13 protein-coding genes and 1 other annotated feature are annotated in these 15,211 nt (G+C 39.6%); of the genes, 12 read left to right on the top strand and 1 reads right to left on the bottom strand.

Going from position 1 to position 15,211, the window contains the following annotated elements; translation table 11 throughout:
* The first annotated feature begins 63 nt into the window (after positions 1–63).
* The 6 genes from IGI79_RS10160 to IGI79_RS10135 all read left to right on the top strand — a co-directional run bounded on the left by IGI79_RS10160 (position 64) and on the right by IGI79_RS10135 (position 9,310).
* Positions 64–2,424, top strand: a complete 2,361-nt coding sequence (locus IGI79_RS10160) for an endonuclease MutS2 (RefSeq protein WP_104871777.1) — start codon at positions 64–66, stop codon at positions 2,422–2,424.
* Positions 2,425–2,509: 85 nt separating this feature from the next.
* Positions 2,510–2,824, top strand: a complete 315-nt coding sequence (trxA, locus tag IGI79_RS10155; RefSeq protein ID WP_010734835.1) for a thioredoxin — start codon at positions 2,510–2,512, stop codon at positions 2,822–2,824.
* A gap of 258 nt (positions 2,825–3,082) precedes the next feature.
* Positions 3,083–4,861: an excinuclease ABC subunit UvrC gene (uvrC, locus tag IGI79_RS10150; RefSeq protein ID WP_104871776.1), complete on the top strand. Its 1,779-nt coding sequence runs from the start codon at positions 3,083–3,085 to the stop codon at positions 4,859–4,861.
* Between the two features lie 143 nt (positions 4,862–5,004).
* A complete protein-coding gene (locus IGI79_RS10145; protein WP_271553645.1) occupies positions 5,005–5,904 on the top strand; it encodes an ABC transporter ATP-binding protein in 900 nt (299 codons plus the stop codon).
* Positions 5,897–7,159, top strand: a complete 1,263-nt coding sequence (locus IGI79_RS10140) for an ABC transporter permease (protein WP_108143621.1) — start codon at positions 5,897–5,899, stop codon at positions 7,157–7,159. Before IGI79_RS10145 ends, IGI79_RS10140 begins: the two co-directional genes overlap by 8 nt.
* Before the next feature lie 252 nt (positions 7,160–7,411).
* Entirely contained in the window at positions 7,412–9,310 is a 1,899-nt protein-coding gene (locus IGI79_RS10135) for a fructose-1,6-bisphosphatase (protein WP_438845916.1), read from the top strand.
* A 96-nt stretch (positions 9,311–9,406) separates the two neighbouring features.
* Here IGI79_RS10135 and IGI79_RS10130 read toward each other — a convergent pair whose 3' ends face one another.
* Positions 9,407–10,126, bottom strand: a complete 720-nt coding sequence (locus IGI79_RS10130) for a gamma-glutamyl-gamma-aminobutyrate hydrolase family protein (RefSeq protein ID WP_104871773.1) — start codon at positions 10,124–10,126, stop codon at positions 9,407–9,409.
* Positions 10,127–10,344: 218 nt separating this feature from the next.
* Positions 10,345–10,392 (top strand) — a sequence feature (sodium ion sensor (DUF1646 type); this cis-regulatory element may regulate processes involved in with the transportation of sodium ions).
* A 100-nt stretch (positions 10,393–10,492) separates the two neighbouring features.
* Between IGI79_RS10130 and IGI79_RS10125 the strand changes: the two genes are divergently transcribed.
* Genes IGI79_RS10125 through IGI79_RS10100 form a run of 6 tightly spaced genes read left to right on the top strand, consistent with a single transcriptional unit; the run spans position 10,493 to position 15,205 of the window.
* A complete protein-coding gene (locus IGI79_RS10125; protein ID WP_438845915.1) occupies positions 10,493–10,825 on the top strand; it encodes a hypothetical protein in 333 nt (110 codons plus the stop codon).
* Complete coding sequence (locus IGI79_RS10120; protein WP_438845914.1) at positions 10,812–12,806, top strand: V-type ATP synthase subunit I; 1,995 nt, start codon at positions 10,812–10,814, stop codon at positions 12,804–12,806. Before IGI79_RS10125 ends, IGI79_RS10120 begins: the two co-directional genes overlap by 14 nt.
* A 25-nt stretch (positions 12,807–12,831) precedes the next feature.
* Positions 12,832–13,302 carry a V-type ATP synthase subunit K gene (locus tag IGI79_RS10115; protein WP_010734843.1) on the top strand — a complete coding sequence of 157 codons (471 nt, stop codon included), beginning with the start codon at positions 12,832–12,834 and terminating at the stop codon, positions 13,300–13,302.
* A 16-nt stretch (positions 13,303–13,318) separates the two neighbouring features.
* Positions 13,319–13,903 carry a V-type ATP synthase subunit E gene (locus IGI79_RS10110; RefSeq protein ID WP_438845913.1) on the top strand — a complete coding sequence of 195 codons (585 nt, stop codon included), beginning with the start codon at positions 13,319–13,321 and terminating at the stop codon, positions 13,901–13,903.
* Between the two features lie 14 nt (positions 13,904–13,917).
* Positions 13,918–14,904, top strand: a complete 987-nt coding sequence (locus IGI79_RS10105) for a V-type ATPase subunit (RefSeq protein ID WP_438845912.1) — start codon at positions 13,918–13,920, stop codon at positions 14,902–14,904.
* Positions 14,894–15,205 (top strand): V-type ATP synthase subunit F, encoded by a 312-nt coding sequence (locus IGI79_RS10100; protein WP_019723168.1) that lies wholly within the window; start codon positions 14,894–14,896, stop codon positions 15,203–15,205. The genes IGI79_RS10105 and IGI79_RS10100 overlap by 11 nt, the downstream gene beginning before the upstream one ends.
* Positions 15,206–15,211: the final 6 nt, after the last annotated feature.

Below are 15,211 nucleotides of genomic sequence, written 5' to 3'. Positions count from 1 at the left end.
TTAGTCTTGAGGACTATTTAGCCATCTATCGGCCTCTTTTTTAGCGAAAGTAAGGTGAAAAAAATGAATAAACGAATTCTTGAAACATTAGAGTTTGAAAAAGTAAAACAACAAGTACGACAGTTTGTGATCACAGCACAAGGGCAAGAAGAATTAGCCCAGCTTGTGCCAGTGAATGAAGCAGAGACGATCAGATATTGGTTAGAAGAAACGGAAGATGGACTAAAGGTCCAACGACTGCGTGGCGGCATCCCGATCCCCAAATTAGAGAATATCCGTCCACATATGAAACGGATCGAAATCGGTGCGGATCTTAATGGGGTAGAGTTAGCACAAGTTTCTCGTGTCTTATCTACTACTAGTGAGTTGCGACGTTTTATTGATGATTTAGCAGATAGCGAGATCGAGTTTGCGCGTCTTTACTTTTGGACAGATCAATTAGTCGCTATCCCATCCTTGAGTCGTCGTTTGAAAGAAGCAATCGACGATGACGGACGAGTAACGGATGATGCCTCTCCAGAGTTGAAGACGATCCGCCATAATATCCGTAGAAGTGAACAAGCAGTCAGAGAACAATTAGATGGGATCGTTCGTGGGAAAAATGCCAAATACCTAAGCGATGCCATTATTACGATGCGAAACGACCGCTATGTCATTCCAGTAAAACAAGAATATCGTGGTGTGTTTGGCGGAGTCGTCCATGATCAAAGTTCTTCGGGACAAACACTATTCGTTGAACCAAAACAAGTCGTTGAGTTGAACAATCGTTTGCGTCAGTATCAAATTGCCGAACGCAATGAGATCCAACGGATTCTAAGCGAGTTGTCGGCGGAGTTAGTTCCTCATCGTCAAGAAATCATCCACAATGCGTATGTCATTGGAAAAATGGACTTGATGAATGCGAAAGCACGCTTTGGGAAAGAACTAAAGGCAATCGTACCGACGATCAGTACAGAAAACATCGTTGATTTGAAGCAAGCCAGACACCCATTGATCGATCAAGAAAAAGTCGTGCCAAATGATATTTCGATTGGGGAAAACTATCAAGCAATCGTCATTACTGGACCAAATACTGGTGGGAAAACCATCACGTTGAAAACACTAGGTTTATTGCAATTGATGGGGCAAGCAGGTTTACCGATCCCAGCGGATGAAGAAAGTCAGATCGGGATCTTTGAAGATATTTTTGCTGATATCGGAGATGAACAATCGATTGAGCAGAGTTTATCGACCTTCTCCTCGCATATGACGAATACTGTGGATATCCTTTCTAAAGTCAATGAAAAAAGCTTAGTTTTGTTTGATGAACTTGGTGCGGGCACGGACCCACAAGAAGGAGCAGCGCTAGCAATTGCTATTTTAGATGATCTAGGAAAGAAATCTGCCTATGTGATGGCAACAACACATTATCCTGAATTGAAAGTCTACGGCTACAATCGCTCGAATACTATCAATGCAAGCATGGAGTTCAACGTTGACACCCTTAGCCCGACTTACCGCTTGTTGATCGGCGTGCCGGGTAGAAGTAATGCCTTTGAGATTTCTAGCCGTTTAGGATTAGACAGCCAAGTCATTGATGAAGCCAAACAATTGATGAACGATGAAAGTCAAGACTTGAATGAAATGATCACTGATTTAGAGAATCGTCGGAAAATGGCAGAAACAGAATATTTAGAGATGCGTCATTACGTCGATGAAGCGCAACGTCTGTACAATGATTTGAAAGAAGCTTACAGCTACTTCTTTGAAGAGCGCGAACAAGAAATGGCGAAAGCCAAACAAAAAGCCAATGCGCTCGTTTCTGAAGCAGAAGAAAAGGCAGAAAAAATCATCGCAGATATTCGTAACTTACAAAAACAAGTGGGGCAAGGCACGGTCAAAGAGCATCAATTGATCGATGCGAAATCACAGTTAGCCAACTTGCATCAAGAAGAACAACTGAAGAAAAACAAAGTCTTGAAAAAAGCGAAAGAACAGAAAACATTGAAACCGGGCGACGAAGTCCTCGTCACGACTTACGGCCAACGGGGAACGTTGTTACGTAAAAATGGCAACCAATGGCAAGTGGAGATCGGTATCTTGAAGATGAACGTTTCAGAAAGTGAATTGACACCGATTGCTCCGCAAAAAGAACCACAACAACGAGTGATCCATACGGTGCGCTCAGATGCGCATTCGACGGTCTCCAATCAACTTGATCTTCGAGGCAAACGTTATGAAGAAGCGCTAAATGAAGTCGATTTATATTTAGATGCCGCAATCTTGGCTGGCTACCCTCAAGTGACGATCGTACATGGAAAAGGCACAGGCGCACTAAGAACAGGGATCACCGATTATTTGAAAAATCATCGTAGTGTCAAGAGCTTCGATTTTGCTCCAGGGAATCAAGGGGGCAACGGGGCGACAATTGTTAAATTTAAATAAAGCTTACTAAAGGTAAGCAAATAGCTCGAATCTAGACTACATTAGTGCTATACTTAGAGTAGACTAATAAATGGAGGTCTTTGATATGGCTCAAGTAATTACAGATGCAACATTTAACGAAGAAACAGATAAAGGATTAGTTTTGATCGACTTTTGGGCAACTTGGTGTGGACCTTGTCGAATGCAAGCGCCAATTCTAGACCAATTAGAAGAAGAATACGACGAAGACGAATTTAGAATCGTGAAGATGGATGTTGATGAAAATCCTGAAACACCACAACAATTCGGGATCATGAGTATTCCAACATTACTTTTGAAAAAAGACGGCGAAGTAGTAGAAAAAGCAATCGGTGTTCAATCAAAAGATCAATTACGTCAAATGATTGCCCAACACTTATAAGATTAAGTAACTAACACATCAGACTGAGACAACAATCATTGAGATTGCTGTCTCGGTTTTTTTGCGACTGAAAAATGAACGGAGCATAGAAGAGCAAACTAGGCTCAAAAGATTAGAATCAATTTCTGGATAAGCGATTCGGATACAAAAAAATGGAAGAGTCAGCACTGTAGATTCTTTGTTATTTCTCTTTGCATGATACTTCTATCTCAACCTCTGTTATAATAGCGATATCGGAAATGTAAAGGAGCAGTCACCATGAATGAACGAATAAAAAATAAACTTGCATTACTTCCTGATCAGCCTGGCTGCTATTTGATGAAAGACAAAAACGGCACGATCATTTATGTAGGAAAAGCCAAAGTCTTGAAGAACCGCGTGCGTTCCTACTTTACTGGAAGTCATAACACAAAAACGGAACGATTAGTCAGTGAGATCGAAGACTTTGAATACATTGTGACAGAATCAAACATTGAAGCGTTGCTTCTGGAAATCAATCTCATCAAAAAGAATGATCCAAAATACAATATCATGTTGAAGGATGATAAAACCTATCCTTTTTTAAAAATCACGAATGAAAAATATCCTCGTTTAGTGATCACTCGTAAAGTATTAAAAGACAAAGCCTTTTACTTTGGTCCTTATCCGGATGTTGGGGCTGCGAACGAAACAAAAAAGATTTTAGATCGTCTATTCCCTTTACGGAAATGTAAACCAAGTCAGACAAAAGAACCTTGTCTTTACTACCATTTAGGTCAATGTTTATGTCCCTATTATTTTGATGTAGATCCAGCGGAATATACAAGCATCGTGAATGAAGTCAAACGCTTTTTGAATGGTGGTCATGAGTCGATCGAAGCTGAGATCCAAGAGAAAATGGCCAAGGCCGCAGAAAATATGGAATTTGAAAAAGCAGCAGAGTATCGTGATCAAATCAGAGCCATCGAAACGATCATGACAAGACAAAAAATGACAAACACTGATTTGATCGATCGAGATGTGTTTGGCTATGCTATCGACAAAGGATGGATGTGTGTCCAAGTATTCTTTGTACGTCAAGGAAAACTGATTGAACGAGATGTATCGATCATTCCTTTTTATAATGAAGCAGAAGAGGATTTCTTAACCTATATCGGACAATTTTATCAGGAAAATGAGCATTTCATTCCAAAAGAAGTGGTGATCCCTGATACGATCGATCAACCGAGTGTTGAGGCGTTGTTATCAACAAAAGTCATCCAGCCCAAACGTGGTGAGAAGAAAAAATTAGTCGAACTAGCCAATAAAAATGCAAGGGTGGCATTGAATGAACGGTTTGATTTGATCGTGAGGAAACAAGAACGAACGATCGGAGCGATCGAGCGCCTAGGTAATGCCATGAATATCCCAGCACCTGTCCGGATCGAGTCTTTTGATAACTCTAATATCATGGGGACTGATCCAGTAGCAGCGATGGTGGTATTCATCGATGGAAAGCCAGCTAAAAAAGAATACCGTAAATATAAAATCAAAACGGTCGTTGGACCGGATGACTACGCTTCGATGCGAGAAGTCATCTACCGGCGTTATGCGCGTGTGATACGAGAAGAGCTGCCTTTACCTGATCTGATTTTGATCGATGGGGGGAAAGGGCAAGTCGATGTAGCGAAGGATGTATTGGAGAATCAATTGGGAATCGATATCCCTGTCGCAGGGATGGCTAAGAATGACAAACATAAAACCAATGAGTTGTTATTTGGGAATGAATTAAAAGTGGTTCCGCTCGAACGAAATTCGCCTGAGTTCTTTTTATTGCAACGTATCCAAGACGAAGTCCATCGCTTTGCAATCACATTTCATCGCCAATTACGTAGTAAAAATAGTTTTGCGTCGCGCTTAGATGAAATTGAAGGATTAGGACCAAAACGAAAAAAAATGTTGTTGAAAGAGTTCAAATCGTTAAAGAACATCACTGCTGCGTCAATTGAGGAGTTGCAAGAAATTGGTCTACCAAAAAATGTCGCACAAAATGTTTTCGATAAACTGCATAAAAATTGAACTGGGGGCGCTTTACAAAACATGTAAAGTGTCCTATCATTTTCATATGTACAATAAAAAACAATAACATAAGTCTTTTTATAGGAGTTATTTTTATATCGTACAGTAAAGGATAGAGGAATTTAGGATGAAGGAGTGAGAAAATGCTAGAAGTAAAGGATTTGGTTAAGACATTTGGCAGTTATACAGCTGTTGATCATGTTTCTTTTCAAATACCTGATGGGAAAATCATGGGATTGATTGGGCAAAACGGTGCAGGAAAAACAACGACTTTTCGTTTGATTTTAGATTTTTTGACGCAAGATCAAGGAGAAGTACTATGGAACGGCCATCATTTGAGTGAAAAAGATTATGATATCATTGGGTATTTACCTGAAGAACGAGGGCTTTATCCCAAGGTATCGATCCAAGAACAGTTGATCTATTTTGCCGCATTACGTGGAAAAACGAAAAAAGAAATTGAACCTAAGATCGATTTTTGGATGGAAAAATTTCAAGTAAAAGGAAAAAAAACAGATAAAGTTAAGTCTTTATCAAAAGGAAATCAACAAAAGGTACAACTGATTGCAACACTGATCCACGAACCTAAGTTGATTATTTTAGATGAGCCTTTTAGTGGTTTGGACCCAGTGAATGCTGAGCTACTTAAAGACGGGATCATCGAATTGAAGAAAAATGGCTCTTGTGTCATTTTTTCTAGTCACAATATGGATAACGTTGAAAAGATTTGTGACCACTTGATCATGCTTCGAAATGGTGAGATGGTACTAGATGGGAAAGTCCACGAGATTCGAGAAGCATTTGGCAGAACAAAGCTATTTTTGGAGTCTGGATTATCACAACAAGAAATAGAAGAAATTGATGGGGTCCAAAAAGTGATTCTTCGTGAAGATCAATCGTTGGAAATCACGTTGGATCATCCAGATGTAGGGAAAGAGATCTTTACCCGCGCGACGCAATTTGGCTATATTCCAATGTTCAATCAACAACCGCCTACTTTAGAAGAAATCTTCAAGATGAAAGCAGGTGAGCTAAATGAGTAAATTTTGGATCATCACGAAAGATGTCTATTTGAAAAATGTCAAATCGATTTCTTTTATTATCATGATACTAGTGCCGTTTGTTTTGATGGGTGTGATTTACTTAGCAGGTAATTTTGCTCAGCAAAACAGTGAAACAGATAAAATCGGTGTCATTGCTGAAGATCAACAAATCACTGATTATTTGAGTCAATCTGATATGGGGGACTTTCATTTTGAAGCTATCTCATCAGAAGATGAAGCCAAAAGTGAGCTATCTGATGAAAAAATCGATGCTTACATGGTAGTCACTACAGATAATGGAGAAGTGACTGGGGAATTATTTAGTGAAAATTCTTTAGGACAAGCGACCCAACTATTGATCCAACAGCAGTTGACTGGCTTACAGTCGATGATGCGGGCAAGTAGTTTAGGGATTTCTCCAGAAGAAGTAGCTGCATTAAGTCAACCCGCTGCATTTTCAAGACAAAAAGTCAGTTTTGATGCCAATGGTGAAATGACGATAGGAGAAGATAACTCAGCTGTTCAATATGCAGTCAGTTATGTTGCAACGATTATTCTATTCATCATCATCTTGACGTATGCACAGATCATCGCTCAAGAGATTGCTTCAGAAAAAGGCACAAGAATCATGGAAGTGATCTTATCTAGTACCACTGCACAAAAACATTTTTATGGAAAATTAACAGGAGTACTGCTAGTGGCAGTCACTCAGATGGCTTTATACGGCATCATCTTTGCTGTAGGATTCAATCAGTTCAAAGATATGGAAATCGTTAAAAGTGTATTGGATGGGATTTCTTTAGATAGTATTTTCGGTCCATTCTTATGGTACTCTTTACTATTCATGTTCTTTGGTATCTTGATCTACGCCGTGTTAGCTGCCTTATGTGGCTCACTGGTCAACAAAGCCGAAGATACAGCAAAAGCGATCTTACCAGTGACGTACCTTTCTTTAGGTGGTTATATGTTAGGATTGATCCTTGGTGCATCTGATCCGAATAATATCGTGATCCGCATCACTTCATATATACCGTTCCTATCTTCGTATATCATGCCGATCCGTTTGGCAAATGAAACGGTTGAAATCAGTGGCGTATTGATTTCTTTGGTCGTCCTAGTGATCATCACATTCGCATTGATGTTCATGTCCGCAAATATGTACAAATCGAACGTCCTTGTTTACAGTGAAGGTGGTATTTGGACGTCATTGAAACAATCGATTTCAATCATGAGAAATGAACGTAAAAAGAAATAAATGTTGAAGTTGTAACAGTAATGTTCAACTCTGAGAAATAAGCCGAGACACCCGAAAATTGTTCTTCAAATTTTGGGCGTTTCGGCTTTTTTTGTAAGAGTGGCTTTTGGGCGGATGCCTTAAGCGCTCTTGTTTGATTTGAAAAATCCACGATTGTATATGTACCTATTTATATTTTGGTTAAGTAATTTTGTTGTAAATATCCATTATTTATCCTATAATTTTAGGTATACCAATTTTGGAGGCGTTTGGATGGATCAATATTTAGAATTATTGTCAGAAAAATTCCCAACAAAAGAAGAAGTCATTACTGAAATCATCAATTTAGAAGCAATTTTACAATTACCAAAAGGAACCGAATTATTTTTAAGTGACATTCATGGAGAATTTCCAGCATTTGATCATATATTGAGAAATGGTTCAGGAAATCTAGGAGAAAAAATTAAAGATTTGTTTCAAGAGTGTTTAAGTGAAGAAGAGATGAAACGTTTAACGATTTTTGTTGCATATCCGGAATACGCATTAGCGACTGACTGGTATAAAAAACAAGACAAAACAACGTTGATCCATCAATTGATCGAGTTACTACGATTCACTTCTGTTAAGTACACGAGGTCAAAAGTAAGAAAAGGCTTGCCTAAAGAGTATAGTTATATCATTGAGGAATTATTGTACGTCGATGATCGTGTGCAAGGAAAAAAATCTTATGTGAGTAAAATCATCGATCAGTTGATTGAGATGAATGAAGAAGGGCGCTTTTTAAAAAAGTTAGCGCATACGATCCAACGAATGGTGATCGATCATGTCCACGTAGTCGGAGATATCTTTGATCGGGGGACGCAAGCCGCCAAAGTGATGGACCGCTTGATGGAGATCCATTCAATCGATATCCAATGGGGCAATCATGATATTTTATGGCTTGGTGCTTATTGTGGCTCGGAAACTTGTTTGTTGACCTTACTGCGTATCGCTGCGCGGTATAATTATTTATTCGAGTTAGAAAAAGAGTACGCGTTGAATCTTCGTTCCCTTTGTTCATTTGCTACAGAAACTTATCAGACAAACCCTTTGTTTACGCCGAAGAATAGTCAAGACGCGACGGAACGCGAAAGAGAAGAAATGGAAAAGATCCATCAAGCGCTCGCAATCATGCAATTCAAACTAGAATCCCAATTACTGAAACGACGACCGGAATTTGAGATGGCAGATCAGGATATCTTAGCAAATATCGACTATGAAAAAAATGAGTTATTTTTAGATGGTCAAAAGTATACGATCCATCACCCATGTTTCCAGACGATTTATACGCAGGAACCGGATCGTTTAACGGAAGACGAGCGGCGAGTGATCGATATGTTGTTGTATTCTTTTCAACATTCACTCCGTATGCAAAAACATATGGATTTTCTTTTAGAAAAAGGGGGGATGTATCTCGTCACGAACCAGAGTGTCTTGTTCCATGGTTGTATGCCAGTAGATGAACATGGTGATTTTCTGAGTTTTAAACTTGGGAGTGAGACATATCAAGGGAAGCGATTGATGACATTCTTTGAAGAACAGATTCGTGAAAGTGCCAAATCACTGAAGAAAAAAGAAGACTTAGCGACTGATTTGATTTGGTACGCATGGAGTGGCCCTTATTCGCCATTGTTTGGTAAAAGTAAGATGGCTACGTTTGAGCGTTATCATTTAGCGGAAAAAGAAACGCATGTGGAAGTCAGCAATGCTTACTACCGATTAAGAGATAAAGAATGGTTGAGTCAAAAAGTAAGGCGTGAGTTCGGTGTCCCTGTTTATGGTTCAGTGATCATCAATGGTCATACACCAGTCAAAGTGAAAAAAGGGGAGTCACCGATCAAAGCGGACGGAACGGTTTTCGTGATTGACGGTGGTTTATCAAAGGCGTATCAACGAACAACAGGCATTGCAGGTTATTCGTTGCTATGTAATTCTTATGGCTTTCAAATCGTGACCCACTATCCATTTTTAGGCATCGAGGAACAATTTGAAACAGCCAATGGTTTGGCAGAAGTCAAAAAGGTCATTGATCAACAGTTGCCGCGAAAACTAAATCGAGATACGACAAAAGGAAGCGAATTGCAGCGACAAATCCAGGAATTAAACAAGTTACTTGAGTATCGTAGAAGTTAACTGCTGATCAAGGTTCGTTGCATGAAATAAATAAAAGCCCGATTTGCTGAAACAGTATGTTTCGGCAAGTCAGGCTTTTCATTTTATTTGTAACGATCATAACGATTGAACAAAATAATCAAATAATTTTTGGTCGAGCGGATTCTTCTGATGGATGAGTTCAGGATGCCATTGTACGCCAAGTATTCGTTGGTCGGATTCTTTACTTTCAACAGCTTCCACCAATCCATCGGGAGAGTAAGCTGTCGCTTTTAGCGACGGAGCAAGATCCCTGATTGCTTGGTGATGATAAGAATTCACAAAATACGAAGTAGGTAATAACTCATGGAGCAAACTATCTGGTTCGACTGTGATTTCATGCGTAGCAAATTGCGGTGGGGTTGGTTGTTGTTCATGTTTGACCGACCAATTTGGATATAAAGTGAGGTCTTGATAAAGGTTACCACCTAACGCTACATTCAATAATTGCATCCCACGACACACAGCTAAGATCGGTTTATTTTGTTTCAATGCTTCATTGATCAACGCTTGTTCAAACAAATCTCGATCGAGGTTTGTTTCTGTCAATTTAGGGTGAGGCGCTTCGTTATAGAGTGAAGGGCTGACATCCTGACCACCAGCAAGGAGTAGCTTATCGACTAACTGAATGTAGTCACGAGCGCTTTCTGTGGAAGAAATAGGTAAGAGCAAAGGTAAGCCCCCTGCTTGCTGTACCGCATTAACAAAGCCTTGCGGGGTATAAGTGACTCGATTTCCTTGAAATGTTTCTGTGACCCGCAGTAATTGATTGGCTACGATACCAATTTTTTGATGCATACGATTTCCTCCATTCATTAACTACTTCTATTTTAACAATAGTTAAAAAAAAATTAAAATATTTGTTTTGGAAAACGTACGTAATTATATAATAGGTAGAATATTTATCTAAACTTGCTCATTTACTGTCAGTTATGAGCTTTCTGAGAGGAAAAACATATCAGATAGTTGAAATTTCACCTGAATTTGTTATACTTGTAAGTAAGAAATATATAAATGGTTGGGCGCAAGCTTCAAGGATCTAGTTCTTCAAGGGGTGAGAAGAACATTTTTTTGGAAGTGCCTAGATTATCTGAAGTTATTTTTAGAGGGACATACTTTCAATGAAAAAAGAAAGGATGTCCCTCTTTTTTTTAGAGAAAGGATGTGGGAAATGTGTTAGAAGCGTTAGAAAAAATCCAACAAGCTGAAAAAGCAAATGAACAAACCATGCAAAAACTTCATCAGGAATTGAGAGAGTACAAACAAATCAAAGAAGCAGAGTTGAATCAATTTCGTATAGACCAGCGGAAACTTTTAGAACAGTTGCTTGAAGAAAAAAAACAAGCAGAACAACATCAAGCTACTGCTGAAAAAAATAAATTGAACGAAGATGCTAAACGATTGCAATCCACCGTACAAGAACAATATGAAAAGCAACGGAAGCAAGCGGTTGACGCAATCATTGAAAGGGTGAAAGAAACTTATGGCCGTCACTAAGATGGAGAAAGTCACTCTTATTTCCGATAAGCGCCATGAGGATGTCCTGTTAAAAACGATCCAAGGCATCCAAAATGTGGAGATCCGAGATCTTTTTCAAGAAACGACAAATAATCAATGGGTCGATACTTACTTTCCTAAAGCAGCGATTTTTGAAAAAGAACCGATCGTCAATGCGCTCTCTAGTCGGATCATGCAAACAAGAGAAGCAGTTCAATTCATTGATCACCACGGGGACAAGCAACAAAAGAAGCAACACCTCAAACGAAGAGAACTGACTTTGCAGGAACTAGAAGCAAATTATTCGGAAGAAGAATTTACGAAGCGATTAACTGAAATATTAGGCTTAAAGAAACAATGGGAAACACTGGCAGAACAACGAGAACAATTGACAGAGCAAGAAGACTGGTTGACGCATTGGTCAAATCTAGATTTTATTCCACAAAGCTTTAGCAGCCAACAAACAACAGTTGTGATGGGAACGATCAGTGTTGCTAATGCGACAGAATTTAGAGAAACATTAGCAAAAGTACCAGAAGTCTATGTGGAAGAAATCAGTGAAACGGATCATTTCGCTTATTTGACTTATGTGGTGCTCAAAACTTCAGCCTCCGCTGTCGATGAAATCGCTACTCGTTATGGTTTTGTAAAAGAAGCATATCCTTATGATGTCACGCCAAAAGAACAGCTACAGAAAATCAAACAAGAGTTGCAAGCCTGTTATGAAGCGCAAAAAAAATTAGCGATCAAAATCGGTCATTGTAGTAGTTACATCCAAGAATTAGAATGGGCAGAAGAAATCCTATTAGCAATGGTAGAACGAGAAGCAGTGAAGGATCGCTTTGTCTGGGCACCTTACCTGATCGTTGTCCAAGGTTGGGTCGGTGAGGAAGAAAAGCAAGAATTGATCCAGCAGGTAGAAAATGTGTTGTCTGCTGATGAAGTCTTTCTCAGCTTCGAAGAACCAACAGAAGAAGAGATCAATGAAGAAGTACCGACGAAATTGAAGAATCATCCAATTGTTGCGCCATTTGAGATGCTGACGGAAATGTATAGTTTACCTAAGTATCATGAAATCGATCCGACACCATGGATGACGCCATTTTATCTTGTCTTTTTCGGGATGATGGTGGCTGATATTGGTTATGGCTTACTCATGCTTATAGGCGCAATCATTGCACAAAAATTGTTGGTATTGCCTCGAGGGATGCAACGATTTGCTAAGTTTTTCGAGATCTTAGCCATTCCGTCGATCATCTGGGGATTTATTTACAGTTCATTTTTCGGACAAGCGTTACCGACCGAAGTGTTAGGTATCCACTTGCCATTCCCATTGTTGTCTACAACAGATGATGTCAATACGATCTTAGTCTTATCGGTCGTCTTTGGACTTATCCAGATTTTAGTCGGTTTGTTTCTCGCAGCAAAAGAGCATATCAAGCGTAAAGATTACGTGGATGCGATCAATGATGGATTTGCCTGGCAAGGGATTTTAGTAGGAGTCGTCCTTTTATTGCTTGGTAGTATGATTCTTAAAAACCCGATCTTTGTATACCTAGGTGCAGGATTAGCGATTTTATCAGCGCTATGTATTTTGATCATTCCGATTTTTCAATCTTCTTCCAAAGTCAAAGGTGCCGCAAAAGGGGCGTATAATTTGTATGGATTGACTGGTTATATCGGTGATCTAGTGAGTTATACACGTTTGATGGCATTGGGTATATCTGGTGGGAGTATCGGCGCTGCCTTCAATATGTTGGTTGCTTTCATGCCGCCAGCCGCACGTTTTAGTGTCGGGATCTTATTGATCATTGCTTTACATGCGTTGAATATGTTCTTGACCTTGCTTAGTGCCTACGTGCATGGAGCGAGATTGCAATATGTCGAATTTTTCGGCAAATTTTATACCGGAGGCGGACGGGCCTTCGATCCGCTGAAAACAGCGGAAAAATATGTCAATATCAATCATAAGAAAAAGTAGAAAAAAATTGGAGGAATTTTAAAAAATGATGGATTACTTAATTGCTCAAAATGGTGGAATGGTATTTGCGGTATTAGCAATGGCAACAGCAACGATCTTTTCAGGGATCGGATCAGCGAAAGGTGTGGGGATGACCGGTGAAGCCGCAGCAGCATTGACGACGAGTCAACCGGAAAAATTCGGACAAGCGTTGATTTTACAATTGCTTCCTGGAACACAGGGACTTTATGGATTCGTAATCGCCTTCTTGATCTTTATCAATTTAAATGCAGATATGTCAGTTGTCCAAGGATTGAATTTTTTAGGCGCTTCATTACCGATTGCCTTTACTGGATTGTTTTCTGGGATTGCTCAGGGGAAAGTATCTGCTGCAGGTATCCAGATCTTAGCGAAAAAACCAGAACATGCAACTAAAGGAATTATCTTTGCCGCAATGGTTGAAACATACGCAATCTTAGGCTTCGTTATTTCTTTCTTATTAGTATTGAATGCTTAAACAAGGAGGAAAAACAATGAACGCCATTGATAATATCATTCGTCAAATGAATGAAACAGCTGAAGCAGAACGAGCGGCGTTTGAAAAAGCAGAACGTGAAAAAATCGATCAGCAGTTCAAAATCGAGCGTGCGCGTTTAGAAACAGATTATGAAAAGCAAAAATCTAAAGAGCTTGAAGAAATTGAAAAGAGTTACCGACAATTAAGAAATCGCCAACAGGTGGAAGTGCGTCAAGCAACACTCAATGAAAAACAAGAATTTTTACATCGGTTGTTTGCTGAAGCACGCCAAGAATTAGAAAGTTGGCCGGCAGAAGATCAACTTTCATTGATGTTCAATATGGTGCAGACATTATCCTTATCTGGTGAGGTTACTTTATTAGCCGGAGAAAAATCTGCTGCTATTTTAACCAATGAAGTAGTGACAAAGTGGAATCAACAGTTGCCTTTTACCTTGCATCTAAGCGAACGAAGGATTGCCAAAGAAGCAGGATTTTTGATTGATGACCAAGGCGTACAATACAACTTTGTCTATAGTGATCTAGTACAAGAAGTGCAAGAACAAATGCGCTTTGAAATTGCGAAACAACTATTCGAGTAAGGAGGGATCGGTGAATGGATTATCATGAATTAAATCCCTTGATTCGTGGAAGAGAGTTAGAACTTTTATCAAAAGAAGACTTTGATCGCATGATCCAGACGAAATCATTGGACGCATTAGGCGAAATGTTAAAAACAACGATTTACCATCCTTATATCTACGAAGGTTTTGAACGGGACTTTGAGGAAAATCTGTTGGCTGAATCGGGCAAACTATTTACTTGGTTGAAAGAATCAGCACCAGAACCCGAAGTCGTTTGGGTCTATACGATGCGTTATACGTTCCATAATTTAAAAGTATTGACAAAAGCTGAGATGACGGGCAAAAATCTCGATCATCTATATCGTAACGATGGGTTTTATTCTTGTGAAACGTTAAAGCAAGCGATCCATACACAAGCCTCTACAGAGTTGCCATCGCAGTTGATGGATAGTATTCGTGAAGTCCATGAATATTGTGAAGAATCCTCTGTGTTACAAGGAATCGATGTCATCTATGATCGCTATTTCTTGACAGAGCAACGCCGTCTTGGAGAGAAACTTGGTTATCCGGAATTACTGGAAGAAATCATTGCGTTTATTGATTTGACCAATATCACGACGATGGCACGCGGCATCTTGCAACAACGATCGAGTGGATTTATGACCGCAGTACTATCAGGTTCTGGCAGTATCCCTAAAGAAACGTTTTTGACTTTTGTTAAAAGTGAGCTGGATACCTATTTGAACTTTCTGCAAACAACGGATTATCGTCAATTGATCGAACCTGCAATCCATGAAGGAGAACTGGATTTTGTTCGATTAGAACAAATCAAAGACGATTACTTATCTTCGCTGTATGAAGCCGCACAAACGCAGGCTTTTGGCCCGTTGCCCTTACTTGCTTTCTTGAATGCAAAAGAAATCGAGAGCAAAAATCTTCGGTTATTAGTGATCGGTAAGAAAAATCAGCTTGACAATGAAACGATCAGAGAAAGGGTGAGACAAGTCTATGACGCATAAAATCGGTGTCGTTGGCGACAAAGATTCTGTTTTACCATTTAAATTATTTGGGTTTGATGTGCACTATGCGACAGAGCCACAAGAAGTGAGGCGCGCAATCGAACAAATGGCAAAAAGCGCCTATGGAGTGATCTATGTCACAGAACAATCTGCGGCAATGACGCCTGAGACGATTGAACGCTACAAAGAATCGATGACACCAGCAATTGTCCTAATCCCTAGCCATCAAGGAACGATGGGGATCGGCGTAGCAGAGATCCAAAAGAGTGTGGAAAAAGCAGTTGGACAAAATATCTTATAGAATGTA

The sequence above is a fragment of the Enterococcus sp. AZ084 genome, assembly GCF_051714905.1.
In the GTDB taxonomy this organism is placed as follows: domain Bacteria; phylum Bacillota; class Bacilli; order Lactobacillales; family Enterococcaceae; genus Enterococcus_B; species Enterococcus_B pernyi.
This window is presented reverse-complemented; position numbering and strand designations above follow the sequence as displayed.

Bases quoted from the DNA above. Each gene is read 5' to 3' on its own strand.
- IGI79_RS10160 (WP_104871777.1), top strand. From the start codon at position 64: ATGAATAAACGAATTCTTGAAACATTAGAGTTTGAAAAAGTAAAACAA.
- trxA (WP_010734835.1), top strand. From the start codon at position 2,510: ATGGCTCAAGTAATTACAGATGCAACATTTAACGAAGAAACAGATAAA.
- uvrC (WP_104871776.1), top strand. From the start codon at position 3,083: ATGAATGAACGAATAAAAAATAAACTTGCATTACTTCCTGATCAGCCT.
- IGI79_RS10145 (WP_271553645.1), top strand. From the start codon at position 5,005: ATGCTAGAAGTAAAGGATTTGGTTAAGACATTTGGCAGTTATACAGCT.
- IGI79_RS10140 (WP_108143621.1), top strand. From the start codon at position 5,897: ATGAGTAAATTTTGGATCATCACGAAAGATGTCTATTTGAAAAATGTC.
- IGI79_RS10135 (WP_438845916.1), top strand. From the start codon at position 7,412: ATGGATCAATATTTAGAATTATTGTCAGAAAAATTCCCAACAAAAGAA.
- IGI79_RS10130 (WP_104871773.1), bottom strand. From the start codon at position 10,126: ATGCATCAAAAAATTGGTATCGTAGCCAATCAATTACTGCGGGTCACA.
- IGI79_RS10120 (WP_438845914.1), top strand. From the start codon at position 10,812: ATGGCCGTCACTAAGATGGAGAAAGTCACTCTTATTTCCGATAAGCGC.
- IGI79_RS10115 (WP_010734843.1), top strand. From the start codon at position 12,832: ATGATGGATTACTTAATTGCTCAAAATGGTGGAATGGTATTTGCGGTA.
- IGI79_RS10110 (WP_438845913.1), top strand. From the start codon at position 13,319: ATGAACGCCATTGATAATATCATTCGTCAAATGAATGAAACAGCTGAA.
- IGI79_RS10105 (WP_438845912.1), top strand. From the start codon at position 13,918: ATGGATTATCATGAATTAAATCCCTTGATTCGTGGAAGAGAGTTAGAA.
- IGI79_RS10100 (WP_019723168.1), top strand. From the start codon at position 14,894: ATGACGCATAAAATCGGTGTCGTTGGCGACAAAGATTCTGTTTTACCA.